This window comes from Acinetobacter sp. SH20PTE14 (genome assembly GCF_021391555.1).
Lineage (GTDB): Bacteria > Pseudomonadota > Gammaproteobacteria > Pseudomonadales > Moraxellaceae > Acinetobacter > Acinetobacter amyesii.
In genome coordinates this window covers 1-24,774 of the sequence record NZ_CP090068.1, presented here as the reverse complement: position 1 = coordinate 24,774, position 24,774 = coordinate 1, and the positions used below count along the sequence as shown (strand labels likewise).

Below are 24,774 nucleotides of genomic sequence, written 5' to 3'. Positions count from 1 at the left end.
AACCATTATGTTAATCATCATTGAGTTGAACTGGCTTCCCCTCTTCGGCGAATACTTCTTTGATGCATTCTAAAATATCGGGAATGTATGAACTTTGATCCATATTTCTGACCGATAATGAAATTGGCGAATAAGCTTCTAAGTCTAAAATTGGAATATAGCTTAAGTTTTTCATGCCAATTTCACTGGCACTTTCAGGAATGATCGAAATCCCTTCGCCAGAGGAAACTAAACCGAGTGCTAAATGAATTTCACGAACTTCTATAAGCTCTTTCGGGACTAAGCCTAATTCCGTAAAAATAGACTGAATTAATGTCGAAAAATTAGGTTTAGGCGCAATGGGATAAGAAAAGATGGATTCTTTGACAATTTGGGACAGGTAAACGCCAGTATCAATAAATTCTGCCAGATAGTGATTTTTATGTACCGCCAGTTTTAAGCGCTCTTTACGTAATAATAAACGTTTGATGGCTGGATCGGATAATCGCAATCGACCAAAACCAATATCAATCTTACCTGCTTTTAGGGCTTCAATCTGATCCCGCGTGCCACACTCGATTAATTCTACATGTGTATCTGGATGTCGCTGACGAAATAAATAAATGATTTGAGGCAACAAAGCATAAAGTAAAGAACCGACGTAGCCGATCCGAACTGTCTTATCCACAGCATTGATTCGCTGTGCCATTGAGGTCGCTTGAGCTGTATGCGTCAAAATTTGCACAGCATGTTCATAAAAGAACATCCCTGCCTCTGTTGTTTTAACTGGGCGAGATCCTCGTTCGAATAAGGTAATGCCTAATTCTTCTTCTAATTTTTGAATTTGTCGGCTCAAAGGAGGCTGAGCAATACAGAGTTTATCTGCAGCTTTGGTAATGCTTTGTTCTTCAACAACCGTCACAAAATAACGTAAATGTCTTAATTCCATTTATATACCTTTTAAGTATTCAAAAATACCAATTTAGCTCTAGTTTAAGATATTACATTAACTTAGGGTATACAAATAGTTAAACATAGAAGATTTTTGCAATGTATAAAACTATAGAAACATTGCTTGTTGAGATTCCAACGATCCGTCCGCATAAGATGGCTGTTGCAACAATGCAAACTCAGACTCTCGTACTGGTTAAAATCAGCACAGACGACGGTTTTATCGGTTGGGGCGAAGCCACCACTATTGGTGGCTTAGGATATGGCGAAGAAAGCCCTGAAAGCGTCAAAACCAATATTGAAACTTATTTCGCACCTCTACTCAAAACATTTAAAGATGTGAATGTCGCTCAAATTATGCAGGTCATTAATCGCAATATTAATGGTAACCGTTTTGCAAAATGTGCCATTCAAACTGCATTACTCGATATCAAAGCACAGCGTCTGGGTGTGCCTCTTAGTGAGGTTTTAGGTGGTCGTCTAAGAGACAGTATTCCAGTGTTATGGGTATTGGCTTCTGGTAATACTGAAAAAGACATTCTTGAAGCGCAAAAGATGATTGCTAGCAAGCGTCATAATGTTTTCAAGCTAAAAATCGGTTCACGCCCTGTTGAACAAGATGTTGAACATGTATTGGCAATCAAAAAAGCCTTAGGTGATGACATTTCGATTCGTGTCGATGTCAATCGTGCATGGTCAGAGTTAACCGCAATTAAAGGCATTCAAATGCTACAAGATGGCGGCATTGACCTGATTGAACAGCCTTGTGCCATTCATAACATAGATGCCATGGAACGCTTAACCCGTAAATTTGATATTGCGATCATGGCAGATGAATCACTTATGGGCCCACAAAGTGCTTATAAACTGGCAAAACGAAACGCTGCCTCTGTATTTGCAGTAAAAGTTGCACAATCAGGTGGCTTACTTGAGGGCTGTGAAGTTGGAAAGATTGCCAATCTTGCCGGTATAGACTTATATGGCGGCACCATGCTCGAAGGCTCTGTAGGCACAGTTGCTTCAGCCCACGTATTTTCAACTTTCAGCAATTTAGCATATGGCACTGAGTTATTTGGTCCATTATTACTGACTAAAGAAATTTTAAAAACGCCACTTAAATATGAAAACTTTGAGCTACAAATCCCTACAGGTTTAGGCTTAGGTATTGAGATGGACGAAAATAAAATCGACAACCTACGTTGTCAATAATTTAAGGAGCCATCATGCTTTTCCAAGTCAAAATGGACGTACATATCCCTTTAGATATGCCAAGCGATAAAGCCAATGAAATTAAAGCTGTTGAAAAAACTTATTCACAAGATTTACAGCGCCAAGGTAAATGGCGCCATATTTGGCGTATTACGGGTCAATATTCAAATATCAGTATTTTTGATGTTGAAAGCAATGAAGAGTTGCACAACATTTTGCAAGGTTTACCACTCTACCCATATATGGATATTCAAGTAACAGCGTTGAACCGCCATCCTTCTTCAGTTCGTGAAAATGATAGCTGATCAGAACATTAAACCACTCTAATTTTTAGGGTGGTTTATCTATAATTTATATACTGAGATGTATTACAGGAGTTTTAAAGGCGCAGCTTGAAATAGCTCCTAATTGTACAGTGATAACAACCCAATAATTTTTATGCATAGGTATTTTTGAAATGATATTTACGCATAGCAATTTAAGCATATACAAATAAGAGTAGGCATATGATTGATAAAAGCTCAACATCCTTAATGGATGCACTGTCCCAAATTAAAAATGGTTCAACTGTCATGATCGGTGGCTTTGGGACAGCTGGTCAGCCTGCTGAATTGATTGACGGACTGATTAAGCTTGGCATCAAAGACCTCGTAATTGTGAATAACAATGCAGGCAATGGTTATTATGGCCTTGCGAAACTACTTAAAGCAGACTCTGTCCGTAAAATCATTTGTTCTTTCCCACGCCAGTCTGACTCTTGGGTCTTTGATGAACTTTACCGAGCAGGAAAAATTGAATTAGAACTTGTGCCACAAGGTAATTTAGCATGTCGTATTCAAGCGGCGGGGATGGGTTTAGGCCCAATCTATACGCCTACAGGTTTCGGTACGCTTTTAGCTGAAGGTAAACCGACACTCAATTATGAAGGCAAAGACTTTGTTTTAGAAAATCCAATCAAAGCCGACTTTGCACTCATCAAAGCACATCAAGGCGACCGTTGGGGCAACTTGGTTTACAACAAATCTGCACGTAACTTTGGGCCAATTATGGCCATGGCTGCCGATGTAACTATTGCGCAAGTATCTGAAGTGGTTGAACTGGGAGGCTTAGATCCAGAACATATCATCACCCCAGGGATTTTTGTTCAACACGTTGTTCAAGTTACACCTGCTCAATCATTGGATACGGAGATTTAAAAATGAGTTATATCAAATTAAGCCGTGATCAAATTGCTGAGCGTGTGGCCCAAGATATTCCAGATGGTGCTTATGTGAACTTAGGCATTGGTTTACCAACGAAAATTTCGAATTACCTACCTTCAGACAAAGACGTATTTTTACACTCTGAAAATGGTCTGTTGGCTTTTGGCCCACCACCAGAAAAAGGTCAAGAAGACCCTGAGCTGATTAATGCGGGCAAAGAATTTGTCACCATGCTGACTGGCGGTGCATTTTTTCATCACGGCGACTCATTTGCCATGATGCGTGGTGGTCACTTAGATATTGCTGTACTCGGTGCGTTCCAAGTGGCTGAAAATGGCGACCTTGCCAACTGGCATACAGGCTCACCCGATGCCATTCCTGCGGTGGGTGGCGCAATGGACTTGGCTGTAGGTGCGAAAAAAGTCTTTATCACCACAGATCATGTAACCAAAAAAGGCGAACCAAAAATTGTCGCGGAATTAAGCTACCCTGCTACTGGCTTGAAATGCGTAGACCGTATTTATACCGACCTTTGCGTTATTGATGTAACGTCTACAGGCATGACCGTGATTGAAAAAGTAGACGGTCTGAGCTTTGAAGAGTTGCAGTCGATGACTGGTGCAAAATTGGTGGATGGGACATCTAAATAAAAAAGGAAGTCCCCCTTTTACAAAGGGGGATTTAGGGGGATTTTTCGAATAAATCATCTTTTTAAAATCCCTCCCAACTTCCCTTTAAAAAAGGGAGGAGCTTTCAGTTAAGGATTTAAAAAGGCTTTGTTGCACAAACCTATCTGTAAAGGCTTTTTTCAGCGATATAATTTTCAAATGAAGAAGCCTACACACAAAATCTACCGCACAACCAATTGGCCCGCATATAACCGAGCACTCATGAGTCGCGGAAATATTGCCATTTGGTTTGATCCTGCTACGCAATGGTATGCGCCATCAAAAGGCAAACAAGGGCGAAATCAAACCTACTCCGACGCAGCCATCCAATGCTGCTTAATGATTAAATCCTTATTTCGTCTGTCTTTACGTATGGCTACTGGCTTTGTGCAAAGTCTGATTAAACTTTGCGGATTAAATTGGATAGCTCCAGATTACACCACGCTTTGTAGAAGACAAAAGCATATTGATATTGTAATCAGCTACCAAAAAAGTAGCGATGGGCTGCATCTACTCATGGACTCTACAGGCATGAAGTTTCTAGGTGAGGGCGAATGGAAACGCAAGAAACATGGACCTGAATATCGTCGCCAATGGCGTAAACTTCATATTGGTATAGATGCTGAAACCCTTCAAATACGCGCCATTCAACTCACTACAAATAATATGAGTGATTCATAAGTGCTTGGTGATTTACTCGATCAGATTCCACAAGATGAGCAGATTGACTCTGTTTATACCGATGGAGCTTATGACACCAAGCAATGCCGTCAGGTCATTGCAGATCGGCAAGCGCATGCGGTGATTCCACCTAGAAAAAATGCGAAACCATGGAAAGATATAAAGAGTAGCTCGCTAGAGCGAAATGAATTACTTCGAACAGTTACACGTTTAGGCAGGACACTATGGAAAAAATGGTCAGGCTATCATCGGCGAAGTTTGGTTGAAACTAAGATGTACTGCATTAAATTATTAGGAGATAAACTCAATACAAGGAGTTTTGATAGCCAAGTGAATGAGATACATACACGTGTAGCAGTCCTCAACAGATTTACGGAATTAGGTCGACCACTTACCCAAGTTACGCCTTAAATTTGGCTCAATTAGGGGCGTTTTGCATTTCCAATCTTTGTGCAACAAAGCCCTTACATGCCCATCTTTGCCTGTTTTGGTAATAGTCATTTTTTTCAAATAAAAAAATCATTAATCGCTGTAATAACTACCATATATTACATATTCAATATTTGTAATATCTTATTTGTTCATGTTTCAGACTTTTAAAGGTTCGCTATTTATTTAAATTTCAACCTTTAGATTGCGACAATTTAAATAGATAATCACTGTGCTCTAACAATTCATCATCTTGATGAAATTTACCCACCAGTTGAATACCGAGTGGCATGTTTTGCTGATGCGCCATAGGGAAAGTTGTTACAGGTAAACCCATGACTTGCCATGGACGGCTCATAAAAGGTTGTCCAGTTTTTTCTAAACCAAGTGGTGCAATACCCGGTGCAGCTGGTGCAATCGTGAGATCAATAGATGCCTTGTTCATCCAATTTACATAGTCTGTTTTGATTTTTTCAACGGATTGAAGATGTTCTAAATAATCAGCATGAGCCATATTCAGACCAGTATGAATAAGTTCAGTGATATATTCATCCATTAAACCCGTATGAAATTCATATTGTAAATTTCGCGCCACTTCAAATGCCATAATCTTATAATGATGATCAGCCAATGCTTTAATGTCGATATCTTCTGGGAGTTGTACAAATGTGATGGATTCACGCTGTACACTACTCATAAACCCTTTCATTGCATATTGCATTTCAGGTTCTATTTCACCTAATTGATCACCAGAATAAACGCCAACTCTTAGATTCTCTTTAGCCATTTGCTTAGAATCTAAATCACTACGTAATTGAATGATTCGTCTCATCAATAGTAGGTCAGAGAAATCATTTGCAAACATGCCCAAACTATCTAAAGATTGTGCGAGTGGTTGAATATTTCTAAGTGAAAATTCTGAATGGCTTGCTACATATGCCATGCAACCACAATATGCAGCAGGTCGTATTACGGAAGCTGCTGTTTGAGTACCTAATGCAAACGGTGTCATATGTGCAGCAACTGCCGCCGCAGAACCACTTGAAGAACCGCCTGGTGTGCGCTTCGGATCATGTGGGTTTTTCGTTTTGCCAGACTTAAAAAAAGCAAATTCGGTAGTTACCGTTTTACCCATCAAAATGCCGCCAGCCTTTTTAATTGCAATAACCACGGCAGCATCCATGTTAGGAACACGATTATTATGAATTTTTGAACCCATACGGGTTTCGATGCCTGCAGTATCTATCACATCTTTTACGGCAAAAGGTAATCCTTTTAAAACCGAATTTTTATAAAATTCCTCATTACTATAATATTGATTTAAATATTCTTTTTTTGAAATAAGAAACTGCCATGCTTGAATATCTGGATCACTTTGTTCAATTCTAGAATAAAAAGAATCAATGATCGTTTCCAAGTCTACTTCGTTTTTTTCAATCACATCTAATAATTCACTAATACTTTTACAAATCCATTGATCATGGTTCATTAATATTCTCCAAATGCTATTAATCTGAATGTATTGAAATAAATTGCTAAACCTGTGGTTTAAAATATGTATAAGCAGGCTATGGAATAAATTAAAAAATTGTTCTTCAAAGAGTTGCAAAGAATCTTTGAAGGACATTCATATGGCTAATTTCACTTTGAATTTTGGTAATAGAGTTTTTCGCATCTTTATCTGGATCTAGTGATCATTTGTATAATCCTCTCAGATAATAAATATGAAGATTTAAGATCAAGAAAAAGACGACTTTAAACAGAACTAAATGTTAATTTGTTTGAAGCGAAATAATTGAAAACATAACCACTTCAGGCTATGTTTTCTTTGAATTAAGGCTCATCAAACAAGAAATGTTTCTTGTAAATAGCGCCATAGCATTTTACCTTTTTCTTCAACCAATAAAGCCGAAGCTCTACGGCTTGTTGTTCCAGCATCACGATGATGTGTTTCTGTATAGTTTAATAAAGCTGCATCATCTTTTAGTAAAACGACTTCCGGATCTGAAATTTCAATTTTTAGATCAGAAAGATTGCCTTGATTGTTTTTAAATAGCTGTAAAACTTGTGCATATTGGATGCGCTTACCTGCTGCACCAACCATTTCAAAATCTTCACTAAAGTATTCAACCATTTGAGCCAATTGCTCATCTGTTTCTTTTGCATTGAAAACGGATTGGATCAGTTCGTGTAAAGAAACAGTACTTTGAATTACCGCTTGTTTTTCCAGTGCCATATCATGTCTCTCTTTTAATCATTTAAATTTAACTGTAATTTTCATTTAAAACTGTATTTTGTAGCTTAAATCATTTCAATCTGTTGTCGTAAATCAAAGCCAAGTTGGCAGACAAAATATAGAAAATGCCTGTCAACTTATAGATAGCTTTTGAATTAGATCACGCCTGCGATGTCTTTAAGTATTTTGATAAAAGAGTCCTGTTCATCTTTCGAGTATTTTGCTAAAACCTCGTTTTGATGACTATCCGCAATATCAAATAAATAATGCGCTGTTTTTTTACCTTTTTCAGTCAAACGATAAAAACCATCTCTTTCTTCAAGCAACCCATCTTTGGCTAAGATGGCAGCTGATTGCTCTACTTCACGCATTGGCATCGCAATATCACGTGGTAAATCATTTTTATTCGATGCAGTTCCACTGCCTAAAACCAAGAGCAACCGTGCTTCACTGGTTCTAAAACCTGTCACTAATTGCTTTGGAATATAGTCATTTTGGTAAAATTTAAATGCACGACTCATGAGATAACACACATTACTGTATAGATGCCCTTGATGCATTTCTCCGACATCTGCAGTGTCTTCAATACTATCTTTTACTTGCAATAGTGGGTGTGGTGTAACGCCAGAATATGCACCTTGGTGATAAACTAAAGGACTACGTCCTTCGTCATGGAAATTCACCACTTTCCCGACAATAATCCAATGATCTCCACCTTCTAAAATCTGGTGGCGTTCACATTCAAATACCGCTGAACAATTGTCTAAAATTGGAGCTTTACCTGCACCTTCGTGATAACTGGTACCTTCATATTTATCGATATTACGTCGTGAAAATTTGTTTGAAAGTTCAATTTGTGAACCCGATAAAATATTTACAGCGAAATGTGTCGCTTGTTCAAACACATGATAGCTTGAAGAATTTTTATCAATACTCCATAAAATCAAAGCAGGGTCGAGTGATACTGAGTTAAAGCTATTTGCTGTCACCCCCACTTTTTCACCATCAGCATTTTGTGCGGTCATGATGGTCACACCTGTCGCAAAATTCCCTAATGCACGACGGAATTTCATTGGGTCAATTTTGACATTTTCCATTGTTTTTAATGAATTCATTTTATTCACTCCTGAATCTTGTTTTCCCTATTTCCACACAAACTTGATATGCTCTATCGTTACATTAACAGCCTAAATATCAAGGACCAGCCGTGCCGATTTTGATCGTGAACAACACACTAGAATCTGTTCATTACTGGCTTTTTCTTCATCTGTAAAATACACATCACGGTGATCTGGTTCACCTTCAATCACATCACACATACATGTGCCACAAACACCTTGTTCGCACGACATTTCTATCTCAATGCCTTCACGTGCCAATGCTTGTAAAATGGTTTCTTCTGCATCCACCATGATAATTTTGCCGCTTTGTTGTGCGACCACTTCAAATGCTTCACCACCTGTTTCAATTTCAACTTGAAAATATTCTTTATGAATTTGATTTTCTGGAAAGTTTTGCGTCGCGGCTAAATTAATGACCCAGTCCATAAATCCATTTGGACCGCAAGTATAGATATGACTTTCAGGGTCTATATCTTTAATTGCCGATTCAAAAAATTCACGGTGGCTTGCACCTTCTGATTTAAAATGAAATTTTGTGAAATTTTCCAATTCACCATTTTTAATTTCATCTACAAATGCACATCGTTCTGGACTTGAACCGCAATAATGCAGCTCGAATGAGGCACCTTCTTGTGCCAATTGGTAAGCCATCGTGATCAAAGGGGTGATACCAATACCACCACCAATTAGCACGCTATGTTTCGCTTGCACCAATGGAAATAGATTTTTAGGTTCACTGACTTCAATTTCCATGCCATCTTTTAGATCATTAAATGCAGATACTGAACCACCACGTGACTCAGGATCACGTAGGATACCTAATCGAAATACCCCATGTTGGCTTGGATTTTGACAGAGTGAATATTGACGAACCATGCCATTCGGTAGATGCACATCAATATGAGCACCTGCCTCAATATTAGGCAAAGCTTTTGATGTTGCTGATTCAAACTCCATGACTGCAACATTTTCACCTTCAACTCGACGGTTTTTGACAACAACTTTATATAGTGTAGTCATGATTTTTCTCCCTCTTATACGTTATGCAAAAGGCTTAACGCATAAATAATCCACCGTTAATATCCCACGTTGCGCCAGTTACAAAAGCTGCACTCGGACTTGCCAATAAAGCACATGTTTCTGCAATAAATTCCATGCTACCTAATGCCTTTACGGGAATATTTTGTAAGAATTGTGTCATTTTCTCATCAGAAACAACACTATGTACGATTGGAGATTCCATTGGTCCCGGTGCGATTGCATTTACGGTCACACCTTTGGCAGCAAACTCTTTGGCAAATATTTTTGTCAAAGTGACGATCGCACCTTTGGTTGAAGCATAGTGAGCACCAGTTGCAGTACCGCCATTTTGACCTGCAAGCGATGCCATATTAATGATTCGTCCATAACCTTGATCGGCCATGTACTTCCCAATAATTTGGCAAGCTTGGAAAGTTCCGCGTTGGTTCACTTGCATGACCCAATCAAAATCTGAAGCAGTAATTTCTAAAACAGGTGTTGCCTTAGTCACTGTTGCGTTGTTGATTAAAACATCAAGTTTAGAAAATTTTTCCTCAATCCATTGCACTGCATTTCGAAAATCGTCCTCTACTGAAATATCTAATTTTAGAGGGAACATATTGTCAGCATTTGGACTGCGAGCCTTAGCATTTTCCGCTTTTTCCAATGTACTAGCAGATAAAATGACTTGATGACCTTGGCTTGCAAAATACTCTGCAATTACATTTCCCAGACCTGAAGCTGCACCAGTCACTAAAACAACTTGTTTCATTTTCTTCTCCTAGAGAATGTAACTGATACCCGCTAAAGTATCGGTAGAATTAATTAAGTTAATAATTTTGCGGTTAATTTTAAAACCTTGCTCTGCATCACGAACCAAATGGAAGGTCACGTCAGCGGTATAATGTTTTAAATTTTCTTTGCGGAACTCACGCAAGTTTTGCGCACAGCGTAGAACAATTTCACCATCTTCATCTTTCAAAATGCGGATCCGTGACACACTGCGTACCGTGTTAGCTTTTGGAGAGGTGGAAATGGCCTCTCCATTTTCCAATCGTTCTATGCGTAATTTACGCATGTGATGATTGTCATAAGCATAGTTCAGATTGTTTTCGTAATCTGTCAGTGCTGGATCGATGGGAATGATATACACCCCTTTTTCATTCCAAAGGCTTAACCAAGCATCGTGTTCTGAATGGTCTAGCATGTCTGCTTCAGCCCATACAAAAGCTGTGACTTCATTTAATAGATTAATATCAATTTTCATGGCGCTCTTCTCCTTAAGCCGTCATCAACTTTTTCCACTGCTGATATGCAGCGCGCATTCCTGTTTCCGCACTCACGTCACTTTTTAAACCATCTTCAGTTTTAACTTCGCCCGGTAAGCCTCGGTTTAGCATGATCCACAGGTCTTCGCCTGCGCTTGCACCTTTTTGTACGCGTTCCCAAGCTTCTGCATCATCTGGTGTGCCAAAGCCAAATGGTCCTTGGAAATGTTCATGTAAACGCAGACGGTATTGGTTGGCGATTTGTGGTCCACCATCCATGGTAATCACTGAGTGGTGAATTTCTGTTTTGTCTACTGAAATGGGTTGCATCACACGGAAGAATGCCATTGAACATGCAATGTTCGGGAATAAGTTTAAGTTAAAGCCCGAACCACCTACAGCGCGAACAATACGGCGCACTTCAAGTTCTTCATGACCTTCATCACGTAATGCTTGAGCAAGATCTTCAAAACGCTCTTGAATTGGACGCTCCATAAGTTCTTCGTCTAGATCGACCAATTCAGGAATCATCACCATGACACTATGACCATTACCTAGGTCTTCAACAAAACCGGGTTGGTTATCAAAGTTGAATAGTTCTTCTGTTTTTTCATCGACAGAGCTTAGGAAAGATTTGTGTACCAATGGGAAGTGGTAAGCGTCCGTGGTGTTTTCTAACTGAATTTTCCAGTTTCCAGGGAAGGTAAAACGATGCTCACCCAAAACTTTTACTGGATAGCCAGCACCTTGTTTCATGAATAAATCAATCCACTTTTTCGCAGGACCAAGAAAATCTACTAGCGGTTCTACATCATGATTAAATGACGCGAAAATCATGCCGTTGTATTCTTCAACACGTAAGCTGATCAGAGGAAATTCTGATTTATCAAGACATTCGCCATAACTTTCAGGAGATGGTACGCCACGTAAGCTTCCATCAAGTGCGTAGCTCCAACCGTGATATGGACATACAAAGCTGTTGGTTTTTCCTTTTTTGTGTTCGCATACAGTGGCAGCACGGTGACGGCAACGGTTCAATAACACATGTACTTTTTTCTTACGGTCACGTACCGCAACCACAGGTTGCTTACCAATATTGATGGTTTTATAGCTACCTGCATCAGGAATTTCACTTGCGTGTGCAACCCAAACCCATGAATTATAGAAAATCTTATCCATTTCATCTTCAAAGATGGCTGGATCTTTATATAGGGAGGTATGTGCACGATCACTTTGTACCAGTGCATCATAATCACGTTCTGCATCTTGCATTGGAATTAAACTATTCATATTCACGATCCTTCTTTCTTATCCTTGGCTTAATTCTGGTGAGGTACTGGCAATTCAGCTGTACTGTTCCAGTGTGATACAGGGCGACTAAAAATATTTTCAGTTTGGAAATGTTTAATTTTCCACGCACCATCAATGTGTTGTTGAAACTTCACGCTCAGTTTTGCTGCATTTAAGTGGCTACGACCGTCGCGAAATGTTGAGGTTTGCAACATGAGCCAAGAGGCATTGGCTTGTTGCTGTTCTACATAAATCTGTTCTGAGCTGATAAAATGAGCATTCATAACAAAATGAGATTCTTTTTCGGTGTAGCTTTTGAACATGTCGTAAATGCTCTGCCAAGAATCGTAGCGTCCAAAAGATTTGGCGTATTTCTCACCTATGCCTTCCCAAATACTGTCCTGATCAAACAAACCCATAAGCTCATTTAAATCAGTATTGGCATCTAAAGCATCACAGATTTCCATATAGCGATTAATGCAATTACGGATAGCTGTTTCAGCTTCGAGTTTTGCTAAGCGGTTTAAAATTACGCTCAAGTCCATGTCATTCACCGTAAAAACTCGTTTGTTTTCAATATACTTATAGATAGCCAGGTGTTGGTTTTAGACCAAAACTTACTGAACCCGCATTTTGTAAAGTGGCATCGCCCATAAAAGCATGCTGTGTCACCACATTGGTGTCATTCACAAAACGGCTAAATACATTGTTGGTATAAATGGCGGTCATCCCTGCCAACATTTGCATTTTGCGTGCTACACGAGCAGCTACGCGTGCGGCATGGGTACATGACAAACGCATATCACTGATTTGCTGATCTGTTGGTTTTTCACCTGCAAGAACTTCATTCCATACCACTTCCATCGTTTCATAGAACCATGTACGGGCTGCTCTAAACTCTGCTTCTACTTGAGAAAACTCATATTGAGTGACTGGACGATTTGCAATTTCTGAACCACCTGTAATAGATGCTTTACCTGGTGCAAGTTTTTTGAACTCTTCCAAAGCTGCTGCTGCAACACCAATCCCTACTACAGTGAGCACCTGTGTTGCCAAAGACAAAGATGGATATTTAAAAATGGGTTCAGGCAATTTTGATGGCTCGCCACGAACAAAAGTCCATTCTTTTGCCACTAGTACGTCTTCAACCACCAAGTCATGACTGCCTGTGCCTTTAAGACCAACAGTGTCCCATGTCATTTCTACATTGGCTTTTTTTGCTGGCATCACCGCCATACGTGGTAGACCTTGTGCTTCATTGTCCTTGCGTGGAGAAATTCCTACACCAACAATGTCCGCGCCCATACATCCGCTTGAAAATTTCCAACGACCTTTTACCACTACTCCCTCATCGGTGATTTCTGCAGGTTGCGGAGGGAAAATACCGCCTGCAAAAACGATATCAGGGGAATCTTTATAAAGAATTTTCAATGTATCTTCAGGTAAACTACCCAAATACGCAGGGCTCATACCAAAACTTGCGACCCAACCGACTGAACCATCAGCCATAGATAATTTTTCAATTAATTCACAAAATTCACGCGGTGAAACTTCCAAACCACCAAAGCGTTTTGGTACAAGCGCGCGGTATACGCCAAGCTTTTTTAGCTTATCGATAATGTCTTGGCTCACATACGCTTGTTGATCAAATTCGCCAGTGATTGCTCGTTCACGAATTTCTGTACACAATGCTTCAACATCAACTGTCTGCGCATTGTCTGAACTAAATACCTTAGATAAATTATTCATTACCTAACTCCTTGTAATTTATTGTGCTGCCTTCACGACAAATTTAGCAATTGAACATAAGTGTTCATCTGCATTGCGCTTAGTAACGATCTGTAGTCCGACAGGTAAACCTTGTTTTGTTTCGAGTGGAATCGATATTGCTGGGTGTCCAGATAAATTAAATGGACGCACTAAGCTGGTTAAATTTAAAAATGCCACTGTATTTTCAGCATCTGCGACTTTAGGTGGAATTTGTGGCAATGTAGGCAAAAGCAAAGCGTCAAACTTATTGAGTAATGCATCGATTTCTTGAGTAAATTCAGATTTTACTTGTTCTGCTTGCTGCACTTGTTCCAAGGTGGTTTCGGCTGTTTTCAATAAACGTCCTTGGACATCTGCACCAATCAAACCTGTTTTAGTTAACTCACCGTAGGCTTGCCAATTTTCATAATTGATAATCTGCATACCTGCATCAAAAGCCTTTTTAAATGTTTCGACTTCGACTTGCTCGACCTCTAGATTTGCTTGGCTTAAACAGTCTTGAATACATTCACTCACTTCAGAATTTGCCTGCACATTGAGCCAAGCGAATTTTGGGGCTGTACTAGATGATGTTTCTAAGGTTTGCGCTGTAAATGTTGGATCAATGATTTGCATTGCGGTTTCAATCATTTCAACAGAGTTAGCAAAGGGTCCTACACAGTCCAAAGAACTTTGTGCTGGAAGCACCCCCTTTCGACTTACCCGTCCAAAGGTCGGTTTTAAACCATATACACCGCAACATGCAGCGGGCATGCGAATCGAACCGCCTGTATCTGTGCCTAAAGTAAAATCTGCAAGATTTGCTGCCACTGCCGCAGCTGAACCACTAGATGAACCTCCAGGAATAAGCGCTGGATACCTAGGGTTTAGGGGCGTGCCATAAGCCTGATTAATACCTGTTATGCCAAAAGCGAGTTCATGCAAATTGGTTTTCGCTGTAATCGTACAGTCCGCATTTAAAATATATTCGACCACTTCAGCATTTCGAGCTGCTGGCGTAGTATCTTCCAAGGCACGGCTGCCAGAAATTGTTTTAATACCTTGAATATCTATAGAATCTTTCACCATCACGGTTAATTTACCTGATCCTAATTGAATATTTTTTGCCACAATATTCATTCACTTTTCCATGTATTTTTATCCTTAAATTAAATATCGTAAAATTCCGTGTAATTGTCAAGCGACTATTAATCAAATTAAGAAAGAAAATATTTCAATAATTTGTATAATGGGCCAATACCTTGTTTATAAAGTCGCAATTTGACTATGCTTACTCACTTAGAACAGTTTTTGCCAAATAATGAACCTGACAGCTTGAAAAATTATCCTTTTTTTTGGATATCTCAAGTGAATGGCAGATACAGCCAGCTTATTGAAAAATCTATAAAAAAATTAGGTATTGATAATACTCGCCGTAAAATTATTTTAAGCGCCAATGCCTTAGGCCAAGCAAGCATTACCGAAATTGCGAATCTTTCTACATTGAAGCTGACCACCGCAACCAAAGCAGTTTACCGTCTGGTTGAAGATGATATTGTTGAAGTGTTTTCATCCGATCAGGACGAACGGATTTCAATGGTGAAGTTGACTGAAAAAGGGGATTCGCTGGTTGAACAAATCAATCAAATAAGCCAAGTAACATTATCTGGCATTTTGAACGCTTTCGATGATCAAGAGTTAAGTGACTTAAATGCTCAATTAAAGAAAATGTTTGATTTAATGCCGATGAGTTAAATATTTTTAAATCAGATACTTGAGATGAAATTTGAATACAAACTCAAGTCTTTAAAGCACTAAAAAGCTCATCCTAAGATGAGCTTTTTATTTTTTTTTCAAATAATGGAACCTTGACAAGCAGCGGTTTAATTTTTCAACACATTGAATTTTGGCTTTAATTCGGCGGTTTCTATACGGCGATTGAAGGTATTTAATACTTTCAGTTTATAGGCATCGATATCCATGCTTTCATAGTCATAAAAACCTTGACCTTCACGCAAGCCATTACGCTTATTCTGCATATTATCTTCGATGATCTGCGGTGCACGATAGCGCTCACCCAGTTCTTTCTGTAAGTATTGGGAAGCATAATACAGAATATCACCTCCTCCCCAATCAATAAATTCCAATAGACCCAGTACAGAAAAACGCAAGCCAAAGCCGGTACGGACTGCAATATCAATATCTTCAGCCGAAGCAACCCCCTCTTCCACCATCAGAGCGGCTTCATTCATCGCCAAGGCTTGAATCCTCGGGACAATATACCCTGCTTTTGCATTACAGACGACAGCAACTTTACCAATCGCAGTGAGGAAGGATTTGAGCTGTTCAACTGCAGTATCAGAAGTTTGCTCTGAGCGGCTCAGCTCAACTAACGGAATTAAATAAGCAGGATTCAGCCAGTGTGCATTCACCACTCGTTCAGGATGGGACAGCATTTGCGCAATATCCGTGACTAAAAATGTAGAGGTTGTCGAAGCCACAATACACTGCGGTGAAATATACTGATCTAACCAGCTGAATATTTCCTGTTTGGCCTCAGTTTGTTCAGGTACGCCTTCCATAATTAAATCACACTGCGTTAAAAACTCAGTCGACTCTAATTTGGCCAAAATTTGGATATTCGCCTGAATCGCGGTAATTTGTTCGGCTTGAACAAACTGGATAGTCCGGAGCAAAGTTAACTCTTGAGCAAGGTCTTGCTGAACTTGCTGCCTATATTGGATAAATTCTTGTTTCGAGCGTACTTTGGCATCAATTAATTTAACTGGAAGCCCGGCATAGGCAAAAGCAATCGCAATTGCTTTACCCATGCGTCCTGCACCAATCATGGCAACGTGTTGAATCTGGGACATTGCATTACACTCCTTCTTGCAGCACCGCTTGCATTTCCTGCTTAGATTTATGGGCCAAACCTAAATTTTCTAAGGTACGCCCCTCAGCATATAAATCTCGACCAGTAACCGCAGATGCAATATTTAATAATCCCTCTGCCACAGGGGTTGGTACACCCGCCCAACGACCGACAGAAACGATTAAGGATAAACCTAAACGTGTATCTTCAAGCATATAGCGATGTTCTTGCAGGTTAATGTCTTCGCGCCAGTCACCGCTGTCCGTTAGTTTGCCGTGCGCACCGCGACCATACATCCACTCGTCACCTTCGCCTTGTTTATTGTAATGATCAGCCAGCGGAAAATGCGGCGCTGGATAGCCCAAAGCTTCACGGACACGCATACGTTCTGCATCAAGCTGATTGGTCACGCGACGAATTGATGGCTGAGTGCCTTCATTGTGAATATCCCATGCTTCAAAATGCTCTAATGGACCTGCATTCATCATAATCAGCGGTGGGTGGATAATTGGCCCTGCATTCATCAATGCACCGCTTAATCCATCCTCGATAGGCTCTACACTCGGATACGCTTGTTTCAAAATTTTAAATGCATGTTCAGATAAATTATTTGGAAACACGCCTGTCGGCAAACGGGTCGCATAACCACTGACCACAATATGATTTACGTCATGTTTGCGCACCAAATAAGGCAGTGTGCCTGTTTCCGCAAATGCCACTCCCGCCTTATTGCCCGCATCCTTCATGGCTTTTGCAAAGACAAAACTTCCGAACGTACCTGGCGGCAAATATACTACTTGACCGTCTTGAAAGTATGGTGCTGCTTGTTCAGCAAGATTCACATGTGTAGTTGCAGGTAAAGGAATAATAATCAGCTGAGCATGAGTAATTGCTTTTTCTAAATTATTTTGCAAATTGATTTGGCTGTTTTCAAAGCCCACAGTGACAGACCGTTCGCCCTGAAAATCTTTGACAAAGAGCTGGCCTGTTGCAGCCAACGCTTCAAGTGCCTCTGCATCGCGGCGCCAAAGCACCACATCATGCCCTTTTTCCGCCATTTCTGAAGCCGCTGCATAGCATCCGTGACCGCCGCCAAGTACTGTAATTTTCATTTTGAATCCTCCTGATTAACTAAATTTATGATAGAAAATTACTTAACTCATCACTTCCCCATATGCGAATGTACTATTCAATTTACGAAACTGAAATGTATAGAATACCCATTAGGCCGCACGCATTTTTAAGGTTTGAGAAGGCAAGCAGCCGTAACGCTTTTTGTAAATCGTGGAAAAATGTCCAAAACTTTGAATTCCATTGTTGAGCAGAATATCCGTCACTGTTTCATTTTCATGGCTATTCAGCAATGCTTGATGCACCAGTTCAACACGCATGTCGCGTATATATTCAATCGGTGTTTGCTGAAAATATTGGTTAAAGCCCTTTTGCAGCGTTCGGCCTGTCACGCCGCAAAACTCACTTAAAGCAGGCAAAGCAATATTGTCTTTAATGTGCTGCTGAATATACTGCTGGGCTTTTTTCATATACGCAGGTAGTACACGCTGGCGCTGTTCATTCAACCGCTGACTGTAATTATTCGGGACTTTTAACAAAATCAATTCAATTAAATATTGGGTAAAGCTTGTAGAAATAAAGCTCCAATTTTGAATATTGTAATAGGCATGACATAAATAATTCAGCGTTTCAAGAATGGAGCTTAAGCCTTCATCGGTACACGGTATGCCACTGTCAAAAATCACAGCTTCTGTACTGGTATAGCCCAGCATTTTAAAGAGCTGAGCTTCAACATCTTGCTGTGTTAATTTTAAAATAATATTACGGCAACGGTGATTGGTAATAATTCGGTTTTTACTGTTCGGATGCGTCACGGTCATAATGCCAACTGACTGCAATACCTGACGCTGTGCATGCTCAACTTTGCACTGGCCTTCCAAGGTGATGCGAAACAAATAATTTTGTGCTGCCTCATCAATGGTAATCGCCACAGGCGCACTATATTTCAAATCATACAGTGCTGAATTGCCAAAACTAAAGCCATTTAAGCGCGTATTTAAACTGGCAACCGCTTCAACATCAAACTGGTGCGGACATAAATAATGGCTGATCTGATCTTTAATGGTTTGATAATCATCTGAATTAAAAAGTAAAAACTCATCCAAATAATGCAAATGATTAAAATTCAGCAATTGATTCATCTCCTCACTCCATTATCGGCATTGATTAAATGCAAAAGCCCATGTCTTAATAATGGGCAATTGCATATTTTATCGCTTAAGGCTTTTCAGCGTTCAATTCACGTTTTTGGCAAATGCCGTCGTTTGAACCCAATACTTAAAAAAACATTAAGCAGAATGTTCTCGCTGCATACTGTCTGCAAAAGCCTTGCATCCTTTCTTTAATAAAATAAAGGACAAGATGCAGGAAATGCCGCCCACGATGGATAAAGATGTTCCAACCATCAGCGGATTCTCAAAAATTTTATCTGTTACCAATGCAACCAAAGTGGTTCCAATTCCGACTGCCACCAAGTTGCTGATCAGCAGGAAAATTGCTGAAATTTGCGCACGCAATTGGTTTGGCGCCAACATTTGCATTGCTGTTGTTGAAATCGGCATTGGGAAAGATGCAAAGAACATTGCAGGCGCGAGTAAGGTCACTGCTAACCAATATTCAGAGACATGAGTAAAAGCGACTAAAGGCAATACCAAACCGACAATCCCAATGACGCCAGTAATCATTGGGGCATCTTTACGTCCTTTTTGAATCAACCAATCATTTAGCCAACCTGCACAAAATACACCGAGAGTATTGGCAACCAGCAAAACTGTACCTAACATATAGCCAGCTTCAGTCGGCGTCATACTGAAATTACGCATAAAAAATGCAGGCGACCAGCTGATTAAGCAATACAAAGCCATTGCATAGAAAGTAAAACCTAAATAATGACAAGTGAAGGTTTTACGATGTTTTTTCAAAAACGTAAATGCAGCACGGATGGTAACTTTTTCAACTTCACCACTAGCATTTACACTTTGCCCTTTACGCTTCGGATCACGCACCGTTAAAATAAACAATAAGCCAATGAATATCCCTGGCAAGCCAACCAAAATAAAGGCCATTTGCCATGCTTTTACAGCGCCAAAAATTGGAATTTCGATTAGGCTTAGGTCTTTAAGCAAACCAATTACATAGCCGCCGACTAAAAATGCGATACCGCCGCCCACAAAAGAGCCAATCGAGTACACTGCGACTGCGCGACCCAATTTGTCTTTACTGAACATATCACTGAACATGGAATATGCAGCAGGTGATAAAGCGGCCTCTCCAACACCGACACCCATTCGGCTAAAGAAAAGCTGAATAAAATTTTTACTAAGGCCGCAAAGTGCAGTGGCAATGCTCCAAAAAATAATTCCAGCTGCAATAATTTTTGGACGTGAAAAACGATCTGCCAAGTACGCTAACGGCAAGCCCATAAATGCATAGAACAATGAAAATGCTAAACCGTGCAATAAACTAAATTGAGTATCCGAGAGGTTTAAATCGGCTTTAATGGGTTCAATCATTAAAGCTAAAATTTGCCGATCAATAAATGAAAAGATATAGGCCAGCATACAGAGTAAAACCACATACCATGCATATACGCTCGATTTCTTATTTACAACTACTGGTCGATCACTTATAGAACTATTCATGTAATGCAATCCTTGTATGATGACTCAAGTTCCTCATAAGTCATATTTCCTTTATTTTCTTGATCAAAACAAGAAATGATGTGTTCACGATAAACCTTTAACCGCCAGCACTTTTAATGCGCTCTTCCTAGCGAGATTTATTGTTAAATCTAAAACCTCAAACTCCGTGACCCTGCATATAGAATATATTCACTTTTACATGTATATTTCTACATATTTTTAAGTATAAAAACATACCTTTTTGATTGGTTTTTGTCATTAGATATCTTTTAAATCACATTATTTTTTACAAATTTTATTGAATTTTACATGGATTTTTTGATTTATTGCATTTGCGGATATCTTTCATATAAGGAAATAACTCATGACACTTTCTCAGGAAAAGGGAGTCAAAAAGGCTTTGTTGCACAAAGATTTAAAAGACAGTACTCTGCTGATTTCAACAGAATTTAAGTAGTAACTTGGATGTGAGGACGCCCTAATTTTGTAAATCTGTTCAATACGGCTATGCGTGCATGGATCTCATTCACCTGACTCGGAAAACTCTTTGCTGTTAATTTCTCACCTGAGAAGCACTGCTTCGTAAGATTTGATGCAATGCATCTTGGTTTCCACCAAACTTCGATGATGATATCCAGACCACTTTTTCCAAAGCGATCTACCTAGCCGTTTGATTGTCTTTCATAATTCGTTCCGCTCTATAGACCTCGCTTGCTGATCTTTCCAAGGCTTTGCATTCTTCCTTGGAGGAATCACAGCATGTGCATCTCGATCTAAAATGACTTGTCGGCAATGCTTTGTGTCATAAGCACCATCGGTATAAACAGAATCAATTTGTTCATCCAAGGAAATTTGAGCAAGTAAATCTTCGAGCACTTGCGAATCACTGACATTATTCGTTGTGAGCTGAACTGCACGTATTTGAAGAATTTTAGCATCTATAGCAATATGAAGCTTACGCCATTGGCGACGATATTCAGGTCCATGTTTCTTACGTTTCCATTCACCTTCACCTAAAAACTTCAAGTCAGTTGAGTCTATGATGAGCAATATATTGCGCAAGGTAGCCCATCACTACTTTTTTGATAGTTAATCGCAATATCAATATACTTTTGCCTTTTGCATATGTTCGAATAATCTGGCGTTATCCAATTTAATCCAGAGAGTTTAATCAAGCTTTGAACAAAACCTGTGACCATGCGTAATGAGAGTCTGAATAAAGATTTGATCATTAAACAGCATTGAATAGCGGTGTCTGAGTAAGTTTGACTTCGACCTTGTTGGGCTTGTGGTTGTGCATACCACTGAATGTTTGGATCAAACCAAATAGAAATATTTCCTCGATTAATAAGGGCACGATTGTAGGAAGACCAGTTGGTTGTACGATAGGTTTTAGGAGCAGATTTATTCATTTTGAAATTATAGGACTGAATAAACCTTCTAGGTTAGATTTGTGCAACAAAGCCGTTCTGCATTAGCCTGTCATACCGATTGGCAGTTCCTCGTAAATATTTTTAATCTTGTTAATGCATTTTCCATTAAATATCTAATTTTATATAAACACCAATCCATATGTTGCTTACTAGATTCAGACTTACATTTCTTTAGTATATTTGCTTTGGTTTCGGTTTTCTCAATTTTTCTCTAAATAATTCTGAATCATAACTCCTATCTGCACACAATATTTCTGTTTCTTTTAAATCCAAAGCATCAAACACAAGATGCCTGTTGCTGAGAATATATTGAATCAAGAGTTTAATCCTGATTCTTTAAATCAGACATGGGGCTTGCTATCACCAATAATAAATTCAGTAGGATTTCCATCCGCATCCACAACTAAATGGATTTTAGAACTATTTCCACCAACGTTATTAGAAATAGCTTGGTCTTTCACTCCGGTCGTATGTTGATGCACTCGCATATGAGATGCATCAATAGAAACCTATTCTAGATTTGCATCATTTGATAATAATTTAAAGACTTAGACCATTGATTATGCGCCAGCATTGTTGTAATACATAACAAGAAGGAATGTGGTTTGTCGATTGAATTTTACTTTCTCACTATTTTTTATACAACAAATGTCAACAGCATCTAACTTTTATAAATATATATTATAAAAAAATTGTTTTTAATTAACATTAATTTTTTTACTAGGTATCACCAAGATTATACTATCAGACATATTTTAAAGAAAAGAAGTGTAGCAAGTTGCTACACTTCTTGATTTTTCTCTACCAACTCTTTCAATAGATTTTCTAATTTTTCCAAACTAGCATCATCAAAATGAGAAATTTTTAAAGAAACCTTTAATAACTTATCATTAAATTTAATATTTCCAGCAACTTTCCCAGCATATTCAATTTTTTTTACAAGCGATGTTGATGGAGAGTCATTATTATCTTGAACTAGATATTTCGTAGCTTGTGCAACAGCCTTAGTTTGCTCAAGTTGGCCATTCTTTACTTTTGTCCAAACAGTTAACAAGGCTTTTTCAGCACGTTGTTTTATTTCGTCGTGATCTGCAAGAAATTTTTTAAAAGCTGTTGCAGCAGTTCGACCTAATAACTGGGGCTCATTTACCAAATCATTCAAGATGGCTTTAGGCAACTTTTCAAAAGATAAATATTTATACATGTCTTCGCGATTTAAGCCTAAAGACTTCGCTAAACGTTGTTTATTTTTCTTTAAATTTTCATCCAAGCCTACTAGACCAATATAGATTTCGAAGTCTGTTAAATCCTGGCGTTTTAAATTTTCAGCTAGTGTAAGTAGTGAAGCCTCTTCATTATTTGCATCAATAATAATTGCTTCAATGGTCGATTTTTTTAGAATTTCATGCGCACGTAATCGACGTTCACCTGCAATCAGTTCAAATTTTAAATTTTCAAGTTTACGAACAGTGATGGGTTGCAACAAACCAACTTCATCGATCGATTCAGCCAGTTCTTTGATTTCCTGCTCATCAAATTTTCTACGCGGTTGATAAGGACTCCGTGAAATGTCTTCAATGGGGACATTTCGTCTAAATTCCTTTAATTCCTTGATATTATCTTTTTGAGCTAATTGATGCTTTTGAGTATTTTGTTTCAGCTTTTGAGCTAAAAGTTCTTTTGCAGTTGCCATAAAATTCTCAATCAGTTAACTTTAGCTAAAACTTCTTTAGCTAAACTTTCAAAAGCCTTTCTAACCTTTCCACTTTTGTCTAGCTTAAGTAAAGACTGCTGCATAATTGCGGCTTGATTTACTTTTGTACTTTGTGGAATAGTCGTTTCCATAATATAACCCACTTGCTTAAATGCTTCATCACGAATGAGTTTACAAACATTTTGTCTCTCATCGTGCTTAATAAGTAGTGCACCTAATAATTGTAGCTCCGGATTGATTCGCTTTATTTTTTCTAAATGATTAAGTAAGTCTGTAACACCATATAGACCATATTGTGAGCCAGATTCAATCGGGATAATTACATGTGTTGAAGATGCTAAAGCATTACTCGTCAATAGTTTTAAACTTGGAGGGCAGTCAATTAAAATAAAATCATAAAGATCTTTTAATAGTTCTAATTTTGTAGTGAGTTCTTCTGATGGTCTTGGCGCATCTTCTTTTAATTGGTCCTCAGTTTTTCCTAAATTGAGAGAACCATAAATTAGTGAAACATTATCAAAATTAGTATCTTCTTCTAAAGCGTCAGTAAGTAATGAGACATCACCTACTAATAACTCAGCGGTTGTTACTCCAATTTCACTTGGATGTTTTAAACCAATATGCAAGCTAGCATTTGCTTGAGGATCTAAATCGATCACAAGCACTTTTTTTCCTAAGTTTGCTAGCTCAGAGGCTAAATGAACAACTGTTGTTGTTTTACCACAACCACCCTTGTGATTCGCAACAGCAATAATTTTTGCAGACATACTTGTCAAATCATTCTATATTTACAATTACTATTAATATAAATAACTTTGGGCTAAGTTACTACACCTTTTAAATTTAAAACAGTCATTTGTATAACGCTAAAGCAATTTTAAATTTAAAGTTTTATATAGCTAGCTTATTTAATAATTAATAGTAATTAATAATTAAGTTAATTAATAATTAAGTTGGTATTTTTCATTTAAAAACAATACCATATCAACTTTAAGGTGGAGGGTTTGTCATCTTAAAGTGGAAGAGTTGTCTTCTATAAGTGGAAAGATGATCACTTAAAAGTGGAATATATGTCACTGTAAAGTGGAGTATTTGTCACTTAAAAGTGGAGTATTTGTCACTATGGTGGAATGTTTTTCACTGTTAATTATAAAATATATGTATTATCATTTAAAACATATATAAAACAATTATTTATGATGTTGATAACTTAATGAATTTAAGTGCAAGAGTGGAAAA

General features: G+C 38.6%; 22 protein-coding genes and 3 pseudogenes. 6 read left to right on the top strand and 19 right to left on the bottom strand.

What is annotated here, in order from left to right; genetic code table 11:
• Positions 1-10 precede the first annotated feature (10 nt).
• Complete coding sequence (gene catM, locus LXF01_RS16615) at positions 11-928, bottom strand: cis,cis-muconate-binding transcription regulator CatM (protein WP_233945552.1); 918 nt, start codon at positions 926-928, stop codon at positions 11-13.
• A gap of 101 nt (positions 929-1,029) precedes the next feature.
• Between catM and LXF01_RS16610 the strand changes: the two genes are divergently transcribed.
• The 5 genes and pseudogenes from LXF01_RS16610 (at position 1,030) to LXF01_RS16590 (ending at position 5,101) form a co-directional block, all read left to right on the top strand.
• Positions 1,030-2,139: a muconate/chloromuconate family cycloisomerase gene (locus LXF01_RS16610; RefSeq protein ID WP_233945551.1), complete on the top strand. Its 1,110-nt coding sequence runs from the start codon at positions 1,030-1,032 to the stop codon at positions 2,137-2,139.
• 14 nt (positions 2,140-2,153) lie between these two features.
• Complete coding sequence (catC, locus tag LXF01_RS16605; protein ID WP_233945550.1) at positions 2,154-2,444, top strand: muconolactone Delta-isomerase; 291 nt, start codon at positions 2,154-2,156, stop codon at positions 2,442-2,444.
• Between the two features lie 201 nt (positions 2,445-2,645).
• A complete protein-coding gene (locus LXF01_RS16600; RefSeq protein WP_233945549.1) occupies positions 2,646-3,335 on the top strand; it encodes a 3-oxoacid CoA-transferase subunit A in 690 nt (229 codons plus the stop codon).
• 2 nt (positions 3,336-3,337) lie between these two features.
• Positions 3,338-3,991 carry a 3-oxoacid CoA-transferase subunit B gene (locus LXF01_RS16595; RefSeq protein WP_233945548.1) on the top strand — a complete coding sequence of 218 codons (654 nt, stop codon included), beginning with the start codon at positions 3,338-3,340 and terminating at the stop codon, positions 3,989-3,991.
• A 177-nt stretch (positions 3,992-4,168) separates the two neighbouring features.
• A pseudogene (locus LXF01_RS16590) lies at positions 4,169-5,101 on the top strand (IS5 family transposase).
• Between the two features lie 211 nt (positions 5,102-5,312).
• On the opposite strand, the gene LXF01_RS16585 reads toward LXF01_RS16590, so the two are convergent.
• From LXF01_RS16585 to LXF01_RS16540, 10 genes are all read right to left on the bottom strand, one after another.
• Positions 5,313-6,746, bottom strand: a complete 1,434-nt coding sequence (locus LXF01_RS16585; RefSeq protein ID WP_233945547.1) for an amidase family protein — start codon at positions 6,744-6,746, stop codon at positions 5,313-5,315.
• A 216-nt stretch (positions 6,747-6,962) separates the two neighbouring features.
• Positions 6,963-7,355: a DUF4440 domain-containing protein gene (locus LXF01_RS16580; RefSeq protein WP_019836947.1), complete on the bottom strand. Its 393-nt coding sequence runs from the start codon at positions 7,353-7,355 to the stop codon at positions 6,963-6,965.
• Positions 7,356-7,510: 155 nt separating this feature from the next.
• Positions 7,511-8,470 carry a p-hydroxyphenylacetate 3-hydroxylase reductase component gene (locus LXF01_RS16575; RefSeq protein WP_019836948.1) on the bottom strand — a complete coding sequence of 320 codons (960 nt, stop codon included), beginning with the start codon at positions 8,468-8,470 and terminating at the stop codon, positions 7,511-7,513.
• Between the two features lie 72 nt (positions 8,471-8,542).
• A complete protein-coding gene (locus LXF01_RS16570) occupies positions 8,543-9,496 on the bottom strand; it encodes a PDR/VanB family oxidoreductase (protein WP_180024838.1) in 954 nt (317 codons plus the stop codon).
• 34 nt (positions 9,497-9,530) lie between these two features.
• On the bottom strand, positions 9,531-10,268 hold the full coding sequence (locus tag LXF01_RS16565; protein WP_180024839.1) for an SDR family NAD(P)-dependent oxidoreductase: 738 nt from the start codon (positions 10,266-10,268) through the stop codon (positions 9,531-9,533).
• A 9-nt stretch (positions 10,269-10,277) separates the two neighbouring features.
• Positions 10,278-10,763: an aromatic-ring-hydroxylating dioxygenase subunit beta gene (locus tag LXF01_RS16560; protein WP_180128686.1), complete on the bottom strand. Its 486-nt coding sequence runs from the start codon at positions 10,761-10,763 to the stop codon at positions 10,278-10,280.
• A gap of 13 nt (positions 10,764-10,776) precedes the next feature.
• Entirely contained in the window at positions 10,777-12,054 is a 1,278-nt protein-coding gene (locus LXF01_RS16555; RefSeq protein WP_180024841.1) for an aromatic ring-hydroxylating oxygenase subunit alpha, read from the bottom strand.
• Between the two features lie 29 nt (positions 12,055-12,083).
• Positions 12,084-12,599: a nuclear transport factor 2 family protein gene (locus LXF01_RS16550; protein ID WP_233945546.1), complete on the bottom strand. Its 516-nt coding sequence runs from the start codon at positions 12,597-12,599 to the stop codon at positions 12,084-12,086.
• A 37-nt stretch (positions 12,600-12,636) separates the two neighbouring features.
• Positions 12,637-13,803: an acyl-CoA dehydrogenase family protein gene (locus LXF01_RS16545; RefSeq protein WP_233945545.1), complete on the bottom strand. Its 1,167-nt coding sequence runs from the start codon at positions 13,801-13,803 to the stop codon at positions 12,637-12,639.
• Between the two features lie 18 nt (positions 13,804-13,821).
• Positions 13,822-14,943 (bottom strand): amidase, encoded by a 1,122-nt coding sequence (locus tag LXF01_RS16540; protein WP_233945544.1) that lies wholly within the window; start codon positions 14,941-14,943, stop codon positions 13,822-13,824.
• Between the two features lie 147 nt (positions 14,944-15,090).
• Between LXF01_RS16540 and LXF01_RS16535 the strand changes: the two genes are divergently transcribed.
• Complete coding sequence (locus tag LXF01_RS16535; RefSeq protein WP_233945543.1) at positions 15,091-15,558, top strand: MarR family winged helix-turn-helix transcriptional regulator; 468 nt, start codon at positions 15,091-15,093, stop codon at positions 15,556-15,558.
• A gap of 128 nt (positions 15,559-15,686) precedes the next feature.
• On the opposite strand, the gene LXF01_RS16530 is transcribed toward LXF01_RS16535, so the two are convergent.
• The 8 genes and pseudogenes from LXF01_RS16530 to LXF01_RS16500 form a co-directional block, all read right to left on the bottom strand.
• Positions 15,687-16,676: a 3-hydroxybutyryl-CoA dehydrogenase gene (locus LXF01_RS16530; RefSeq protein ID WP_233945542.1), complete on the bottom strand. Its 990-nt coding sequence runs from the start codon at positions 16,674-16,676 to the stop codon at positions 15,687-15,689.
• 4 nt (positions 16,677-16,680) lie between these two features.
• Entirely contained in the window at positions 16,681-17,787 is a 1,107-nt protein-coding gene (locus LXF01_RS16525) for an NAD/NADP-dependent octopine/nopaline dehydrogenase family protein (RefSeq protein WP_233945541.1), read from the bottom strand.
• Between the two features lie 111 nt (positions 17,788-17,898).
• A complete protein-coding gene (locus LXF01_RS16520; protein ID WP_233945540.1) occupies positions 17,899-18,888 on the bottom strand; it encodes an AraC family transcriptional regulator in 990 nt (329 codons plus the stop codon).
• A 147-nt stretch (positions 18,889-19,035) separates the two neighbouring features.
• A complete protein-coding gene (locus LXF01_RS16515) occupies positions 19,036-20,388 on the bottom strand; it encodes a spinster family MFS transporter (protein ID WP_233945539.1) in 1,353 nt (450 codons plus the stop codon).
• 449 nt (positions 20,389-20,837) lie between these two features.
• A pseudogene (locus tag LXF01_RS16510) lies at positions 20,838-21,800 on the bottom strand (IS5 family transposase).
• Positions 21,801-21,833: 33 nt separating this feature from the next.
• A pseudogene (locus tag LXF01_RS17630) lies at positions 21,834-22,369 on the bottom strand (transposase); the annotation flags it as partial.
• 233 nt (positions 22,370-22,602) lie between these two features.
• Complete coding sequence (locus LXF01_RS16505; protein WP_104442427.1) at positions 22,603-23,514, bottom strand: ParB/RepB/Spo0J family partition protein; 912 nt, start codon at positions 23,512-23,514, stop codon at positions 22,603-22,605.
• A gap of 11 nt (positions 23,515-23,525) precedes the next feature.
• Positions 23,526-24,302, bottom strand: coding sequence for a ParA family protein (locus tag LXF01_RS16500; RefSeq protein WP_130075507.1), 777 nt, complete (start codon positions 24,300-24,302; stop codon positions 23,526-23,528).
• Between the last annotated feature and the right edge of the window lie 472 nt (positions 24,303-24,774).

What these genes read in the sequence shown, in the direction of transcription:
- catM (WP_233945552.1), bottom strand. Translation starts at nt 928, where the DNA reads ATGGAATTAAGACATTTACGTTATTTTGTGACGGTTGTTGAAGAACAA.
- LXF01_RS16610 (WP_233945551.1), top strand. Translation starts at nt 1,030, where the DNA reads ATGTATAAAACTATAGAAACATTGCTTGTTGAGATTCCAACGATCCGT.
- catC (WP_233945550.1), top strand. Translation starts at nt 2,154, where the DNA reads ATGCTTTTCCAAGTCAAAATGGACGTACATATCCCTTTAGATATGCCA.
- LXF01_RS16600 (WP_233945549.1), top strand. Translation starts at nt 2,646, where the DNA reads ATGATTGATAAAAGCTCAACATCCTTAATGGATGCACTGTCCCAAATT.
- LXF01_RS16595 (WP_233945548.1), top strand. Translation starts at nt 3,338, where the DNA reads ATGAGTTATATCAAATTAAGCCGTGATCAAATTGCTGAGCGTGTGGCC.
- LXF01_RS16585 (WP_233945547.1), bottom strand. Translation starts at nt 6,746, where the DNA reads ATGTCCTTCAAAGATTCTTTGCAACTCTTTGAAGAACAATTTTTTAAT.
- LXF01_RS16580 (WP_019836947.1), bottom strand. Translation starts at nt 7,355, where the DNA reads ATGGCACTGGAAAAACAAGCGGTAATTCAAAGTACTGTTTCTTTACAC.
- LXF01_RS16575 (WP_019836948.1), bottom strand. Translation starts at nt 8,470, where the DNA reads ATGAATTCATTAAAAACAATGGAAAATGTCAAAATTGACCCAATGAAA.
- LXF01_RS16570 (WP_180024838.1), bottom strand. Translation starts at nt 9,496, where the DNA reads ATGACTACACTATATAAAGTTGTTGTCAAAAACCGTCGAGTTGAAGGT.
- LXF01_RS16565 (WP_180024839.1), bottom strand. Translation starts at nt 10,268, where the DNA reads ATGAAACAAGTTGTTTTAGTGACTGGTGCAGCTTCAGGTCTGGGAAAT.
- LXF01_RS16560 (WP_180128686.1), bottom strand. Translation starts at nt 10,763, where the DNA reads ATGAAAATTGATATTAATCTATTAAATGAAGTCACAGCTTTTGTATGG.
- LXF01_RS16555 (WP_180024841.1), bottom strand. Translation starts at nt 12,054, where the DNA reads ATGAATAGTTTAATTCCAATGCAAGATGCAGAACGTGATTATGATGCA.
- LXF01_RS16550 (WP_233945546.1), bottom strand. Translation starts at nt 12,599, where the DNA reads ATGGACTTGAGCGTAATTTTAAACCGCTTAGCAAAACTCGAAGCTGAA.
- LXF01_RS16545 (WP_233945545.1), bottom strand. Translation starts at nt 13,803, where the DNA reads ATGAATAATTTATCTAAGGTATTTAGTTCAGACAATGCGCAGACAGTT.
- LXF01_RS16540 (WP_233945544.1), bottom strand. Translation starts at nt 14,943, where the DNA reads ATGAATATTGTGGCAAAAAATATTCAATTAGGATCAGGTAAATTAACC.
- LXF01_RS16535 (WP_233945543.1), top strand. Translation starts at nt 15,091, where the DNA reads ATGCTTACTCACTTAGAACAGTTTTTGCCAAATAATGAACCTGACAGC.
- LXF01_RS16530 (WP_233945542.1), bottom strand. Translation starts at nt 16,676, where the DNA reads ATGTCCCAGATTCAACACGTTGCCATGATTGGTGCAGGACGCATGGGT.
- LXF01_RS16525 (WP_233945541.1), bottom strand. Translation starts at nt 17,787, where the DNA reads ATGAAAATTACAGTACTTGGCGGCGGTCACGGATGCTATGCAGCGGCT.
- LXF01_RS16520 (WP_233945540.1), bottom strand. Translation starts at nt 18,888, where the DNA reads ATGAATCAATTGCTGAATTTTAATCATTTGCATTATTTGGATGAGTTT.
- LXF01_RS16515 (WP_233945539.1), bottom strand. Translation starts at nt 20,388, where the DNA reads ATGAATAGTTCTATAAGTGATCGACCAGTAGTTGTAAATAAGAAATCG.
- LXF01_RS16505 (WP_104442427.1), bottom strand. Translation starts at nt 23,514, where the DNA reads ATGGCAACTGCAAAAGAACTTTTAGCTCAAAAGCTGAAACAAAATACT.
- LXF01_RS16500 (WP_130075507.1), bottom strand. Translation starts at nt 24,302, where the DNA reads ATGTCTGCAAAAATTATTGCTGTTGCGAATCACAAGGGTGGTTGTGGT.